This window comes from Okeania sp. (assembly GCF_983059655.1).
In genome coordinates this window covers 1-6,660 of sequence record NZ_CEZPJD010000425.1, presented here as the reverse complement: position 1 = coordinate 6,660, position 6,660 = coordinate 1, and the positions used below count along the sequence as shown (strand labels likewise).

The following is a 6,660-nucleotide window of genomic DNA, read 5'->3' as shown; positions in this document are numbered from 1 at the left end:
TGCTTTTGGGTTGCCCATACTAACTGTAGTCTATCCATGTGAAAAGCGCTATAAGCAAAACTAATTACCAAATCATTAATTCATTAATTCAGGTTAAATAGGTAATTATTCATTATCAATTATCCATTAATATTACCTTAATTTTTATTAACCAGACTATACCTTATTTTTGAGCCAAAGTAATGACAAACTCAGTTCCTATTCCTAATTCCGAAGTACAAGTGATTTTACCTCCATGTTTTTCTTCCACTATTTGCCGAGAAATTGATAAACCTAATCCCGTTCCTTTTCCTACTAATTTTGTGGTAAATAAATGGTCGAATATTTTCTTTTTTAACTCCTCACTCATTCCCATGCCATTATCTCCAATACGGATAATTGCCTCTTGTTTACTATTGTCAACTTCTGTCGTAATAGTAATCTGATTTGGTACTGCTTGAATTTCTTGAAAAGTTTTTCCGGAATTACTTTCTTCTAAAGCATCAATAGCATTAGCAATTAAATTCATAAATACTTGATTTAGTTGTCCGGGATAACAATATACTGGTGGCAGTTTGCCATAGTTTTTTACTACTTCTATTTCTGGTCGTCTTTCATTGGGTTTGAGTCGGTGTCTGAGAATTAATAAAGTGCTATCTATACCATCATGGATATTGAAAGCCACCTTAGCAATTGTATCGTCACGGGAGAAAGTTCGCATAGATTTACTAATCTCTGTAATACGTTTTGCTCCTTGTTTCATTGAATCAATTAATCCTGGTAAATCTGTCAATAAATAATCTAATTCTATCTCTTCAATTTTATTTTGAGTTGTTTGACTATTCCAATCAATACCTTGTTGATAAAGCTCCAACAAATCTATTAAATATTGAATATATTCAGTGGCACAATCTAAGTTACCAGAAATAAATCCGACGGGATTATTAATTTCGTGAGCTACTCCCGCCACGAGATTCCCCAAGGTAGCCATTTTCTCGCTTTGAATAATAGTGAGTTGGGCTTGTTTGAGTTCATCGTATTTTTTATTCAGTTCCTGATTCACCCGCTGAAGTTGTCTATTTTGTTCTGCTAGTTGTTGAGCTTGCATATAATTCTCTTGTTTCAGAAGTTTTTGCAGGCGAGTGAGTTCTAAATGAGTAGAAATGCGAGCTAAAACTTCCTCCGCTTGAAATGGTTTCGTAATATAATCCACCCCTCCCACAGTAAAAGCTTTGAGCTTATCCATTACTTCATCTAAAGCACTAATAAAAATCACTGGAATATCGCAAGTCAATTCGTTTGCTTTGAGATGTTGACAAACTTCGTACCCGTCCATATTTGGCATTTGAATATCCAGCAAAATCAAACTGGGAGAAAATTTTTCAATAAATGTTAAAGCCAATTTTCCACTAGGAAACGAGCGCACCAGATAGCCATTTTCCTTTAAAAGACTGCTAAGTACGTGTAAATTGGCTGGGGTATCATCAATAATAATGATTTGCTCTTGAGTAGAATTCATGTTTACCGAAATAATTAATAATTAAACAATTAAATAATTAGATAATTTAGGTTTAAAGCTTCCCCAATAAAGAGGAAAAAAATAAATCTTTTCCTTTTAGCCAATCCTCTCCCTAAAAGGGATAGGTAATTATCCATTATCCATTATCCATTAATGAATCCTTGTCTCCTGTAGTTGCTGAAATTAAACTCAACACTTTTTCATACTCAAAGTTATGCAGAGAAGTTTTTAGTGCCAGAGCCAAAGAATTATTATGAGTAGCAATTTGTTGTATTAGCGTGGCAATTAACTCCTCATCAGAAAACATCACTGCCTCTTCGAGTTGGGTTAAAATCTCAGTGGGAATTTCTGCCATTACCTCTGGGGTTAAAACCTCTTTTGTTGTTGTGGCCGTATTTTCTGGAATTAATTCTTCATAAACATATTTGACACCAATATGTCTATTCATTGCCTTAAAAATTTCTTCCTCTCGAAAAGGTTTTCTCAAGAAATCATCACATCCTGCGGACATGACTACCGCTTTTTCTTCTTCTAGGACACTGGCTGTCAAGGCAATAATTGCTGTTGCTTGACCTTTGAGGTGAGATTTAATAATTTTACTAGCAGTGTAACCATCCATCACTGGCATCCGCATATCCATCCAGATTAAGTGTGGTTCCCATTTCTCCCAAATATCCACAGCTTCTTGACCGTTATTTGCCTCTTGAAGTTCAAATCCCAAGGGAGAAAGTAGTTTAATTAATAATTGGCGATTGATAGGTTTATCATCAACGATAAGAATACGATATTTGGGTTGATTGGGTTCGAGAGCAATAACTCGGCGAGAGGACTGGTGTGTGGTAATATCGTTGGCTGCTACTTCTGTAACTTGAATATCAAATAGGAAAGTTGTGCCTTGCCCCACAACACTTTTAACTTTTATCTCACCTCCCATCAAACGCACAAATTGGTTGCTAATAGATAATCCTAAACCCGTTCCTTCCTGAGCTTGTTTTCCGGTTTTTGTTTGGGTGAAAGCTTCAAAAAGATGTTCTAATTCTTCTTGAGCAATTCCCGCTCCTGAATCTTCAACTTCAAAATGAAGTGTAGAGGAATTAGCATCTAACATTTTAGCTTGACTATTAGTTTTCAGATTGGAAGCTCTAATGGAAACCCCACCAAATTGAGTGAATTTTAGGGCGTTGTTAATCAAATTAATCAGCACTTGGCGCAATTTAAGTTCATCAGTCCGGACATAGCGGAGCAGATCGGGTTCATACTCCATCAGCAAGTATAGATTTTTCTCCTCCGCTTTAATTTTAAACATATCATCAATGTCATCTAGTAGGCGGTGGAGGTCGAAGTTTTTGGGATTGAGAGTAGTTTTACCTGCTTCAATTTTAGAAAGATCGAGAATGTTGTTAATTAGACTTAAGAGATGTTCGCCACTACGATAAACAATGCCAATATTTTCTTGATTTTCGCGCCCCAGGGTTTGCGAGCGAGTCATAATTTGAGCAAAGCCCAGAATGGCGTTCAGAGGAGAGCGTAATTCGTGGCTCATGTTGGCAATGAAAGTGCTTTTCGCTTGGTTGGCAGAATCTGCGATTAATTTTGCTTGCTCTAGCTCCACTGTTCGTTCTTTGACTTTTTGTTCTAGAGTTTGGGAGTATTCTTCCAGTTTTTGGAATGAGGTTTGTAGCTGCCCCGCCATGTAATTAAAAGAATTGGCTAATTCTCCCAATTCATCATTACTCTCAGTTAATAAAGATTGATGCCATTCTCCATCTGCAAGTTTTTTAGCAGCATCATTTAAGCGGAGGGTTCGATTGACAATGAGCGACCGCGCTAACCACCGCACCATAATAACCGTCAAAGCTAAAATTATCAGGAAAAGTCCCAAAGCGATTGCAGCCGCAATTTGTTCAGATTGCAGGATTGAAGTAGCATCTAATTCGATCACTAAAATTCCCTCTAGGCGATCAAATTGATCCTCGATCGGTGCATATCCATATAACAAACTTTTGCCTTCTGTATTCTGCACAAAATCGTTTTCAACTTTGGGTTGGGATAGGGTGTTTCCTTCTGCTGAGAGAATCGGAGTTAGATTCTCTGCTATTTTTCCCACAGATGTTGATGATTTCGATGTGGGATAGACATCTAAGACAAAAGCGAATTTACCGTTGCTTTGGGGACGCAGGGTATAAATGCGGTTGATATCTTTACTAGCTGCTTGAACGGTTTTGAGTTCTTCGAGATTGATCTTGTAGAACGGTTTATTAGTATCTTTAGATGTTACAACCAGGGAATGATAGTCGCTGTCAATTTCTGGCACTGTTAAACTCAGCAAATCCAATAAGCGATCGCGCATTGCTTGCTGGTTAGCTGTGCGAAACTGCCAGTAAAGAGTAGTGGTGAGTATCCCCGCCATCAGAGCAATTAAGGCTGAATAAGCAGCCACAATTTTGATACTTAAATTCCAACGAAACATCAATTGCTTTTTCCACATAGCTATTAAATTCCTAAACTGTCTCGGTAGGCTTTTAATTGGGAATCTCGTCCCATTTGATTCGTAACCTTCTCCCATTCTCGCTCAATTTGTTCCATGGTTTCATCGCGAGTCATCTTACCCGTCAGAAAATTTGTGAGTGCGGTATCCAAAATTTCTTGCTGGTAGATAGTATTTGCTGGGATGTGCAGATCCAAGACCATGTTAGGATTCCTTAAACTGACAGAAATACCACCTAAGTATTTATTAACTGTTGCTTCTTGCATTCCTGCCTCCAACCAGGGTTCGCGGTTAGTAAACTGCGATATGCGGTAAGGATTAAAACCTGTGATGCCAATTGTGACATCAACATTCGATTGTGCGGGTTGGCTGAGATAGGAAATCATTGCATAACTAGCATCTTTTACTTCCGCTTTTGCTCTAGCATTAATCCCACCAACCCATCCTCCAAACGCAGCATAGGGAGCATGGTTAATGCCATCAATTGCATAGGGACAGGTAAATTTATCACAGGCCACCAATTTTCCCGTTTGGCGATCGAGAATTTCTTTACTACCAGGTAACATTAATGCGCCAACTTTATTGGATACTTTGGAAATGGCTGGATCGATTGCTAATGTCCCAATATCGCCCCAATCTAAGGTCAGCGCACAACGTCCATCTAAGAACAATGCTCTCTTCCCATCCATATCTAAGCTCAATTCTTCTGGCGGTCCATATTTACTTGTTTCTTTATAGATATCTAGTGCTCTAGCAAAGGCTGGATTATTGACTAATGGTTTCATAGTTTCAGGATCAAAAAATCCACCTTCTTCTGTTCCTTGACTTTGGAGAAACGGGCTTGCTACCGACCAAAAAAACTGATTCATCACATGTTTTGGCTGGTTAGCTAGACAAGAACCATAGTCTGGTATCCCATCAGCATTGAGGTCTTGTCCGTGAAATTGTTTGGCAATAGCGAGATAATCATCCCAAGTTCGTGGGGGTTCGAGTTTAGCCTTTTGCAATAAATCTGTGCGATAATAAAGCATATGAAAGTCCCCATCTATGGGAATGCCATATATTTGCCCTTTGTAGCTTGCCGTAAAATTACGGAAAAACGGTGCAATATCATCCCATTCCAGTTGACTATCTGCTTCGACGCGACTTGTTAAATTTTCCAAATATCCAGGCTTCACAAAATCCCTCATCCATGTGGGCACGAAAAAAACCACATCATACTTGTTGCTGTTGTTCGCAAACTGCTGCTGCATGGATGGAAAAAGATCTTTGAGAGGAAGCTTAACTATATTCACCTTAGCTCCCGTCAATTGTTCAAACTCACGCACTCGACGCTCAACCCCTACCCCAATCGCAGCACCTAGGAGGGTTGCAACAGTAATGGTAATCCCGTCAAATCTTTGTGGTTTTACTGAATCTATATTTTCTATTGGAGTTTGAACCAGATCGGTTTCCGGAGTGGACTGCTTTTGAGTGCAACCGACTGCATTAAACAGCAAAAGAAAAGCTACAAGTGCTGTAGATAATCTTTGTTGATGACGATTTTTTTTGTTGCCAAGTATTTTCATAAACATTAGACATCTCCAATAATAAAAAATAAAATCAATTATCACACTCTAATTCATCAATCTACTTCTGATAACTTAAGAGAGTGATATAGTTTGACAATAGACTTTTTCAGAATTTTCTCTTATAGCAATGTGCGCTGGCTTGCTTTACAAATTTCAGGAACTGTCCAATAGCTAAAAGTTTTATATAATAATCTTTTTATCCCCCCTACTGCCAAATGAGCTGCGCACAGCGCTATATTTCCCATTATAAATGTAAAAAAAATCACTTTTCATATTTATAGTAAAATGTCAAACTGATTTTTGTTAACAAAAATTTTGACTTTCTTATTTAATTCTATCAAATTAATTAGACAATGCAAAGTGATTGGAAGAACTATTGTTAGCTAATACAAATTTGATAAATATTTGTTATAAATGGTAGAAGTAAGAAAGAAGGAATAGGGAAGAAGCAAGAAGGGTTAAACTTTGAAAAAAAGGGAAAAAAGATAGAGATAAATATCTAAAATGAACTTAGATAGCTATTTTTAAGCATATTCGATTAATATCTACTTTTTTGTAGTATTCTTTTTTGAAATTGGTATAAAGCTTTCAGGGTTCTCAAGGTTAGAAGCTATTCATTCAAAACTGTATGTACTGTAATCCTTTTCCAGTAGTACTTTCCGTTTTAAAAGGAAATCGTTTTTCAGAAGAACTGTGTACTCTCCAGATACTCATTAAGTATCATAAATTACCCTTAAGGAGCAATACTTAATGTTCACATCTGTTAAACCTGCCGTTCGCCACATTATCCCAGAAGACCTCAAAAGGCGATCGCTCCTCAAAGTTGTTTATATGGTTTTAAAAGCACAATATCAAAGTGCCCACTGGTAAAATATGTACGCCCTTAAATCCCAGTTTATATCATGTTCGGATGATTAGTTATAAAAACTTCTTTACTTCAAACTTCCCTCTCTTCCTTCTGCCTTCCCCCTGCCAAAGTATAAGTATTTAACTGAATATGATATTATTCATACTGTTGCTAATAGCGCTTTTCACATAGATAGACTATAGTTAGTATGGGCAACCCAAAAGCATTTTTCTACCCCCTACTCCCTACTCCCTAC

At 37.4% G+C, this 6,660-nt stretch carries 3 protein-coding genes; all 3 read right to left on the bottom strand.

Features of this window, described 5'->3' with window-relative positions; genetic code table 11:
• Positions 1-163: 163 nt before the first annotated feature.
• The 3 genes from AC3DU7_RS20945 to AC3DU7_RS20935 all read right to left on the bottom strand — a co-directional run bounded on the left by AC3DU7_RS20945 (position 164) and on the right by AC3DU7_RS20935 (position 5,560).
• Positions 164-1,498 (bottom strand): hybrid sensor histidine kinase/response regulator, encoded by a 1,335-nt coding sequence (locus AC3DU7_RS20945; protein WP_488041237.1) that lies wholly within the window; start codon positions 1,496-1,498, stop codon positions 164-166.
• Positions 1,499-1,634: 136 nt separating this feature from the next.
• Positions 1,635-3,986 (bottom strand): ATP-binding protein, encoded by a 2,352-nt coding sequence (locus AC3DU7_RS20940; RefSeq protein ID WP_488041236.1) that lies wholly within the window; start codon positions 3,984-3,986, stop codon positions 1,635-1,637.
• A 5-nt stretch (positions 3,987-3,991) separates the two neighbouring features.
• Positions 3,992-5,560, bottom strand: a complete 1,569-nt coding sequence (locus AC3DU7_RS20935) for an ABC transporter substrate-binding protein (RefSeq protein WP_488041235.1) — start codon at positions 5,558-5,560, stop codon at positions 3,992-3,994.
• Positions 5,561-6,660: the final 1,100 nt, after the last annotated feature.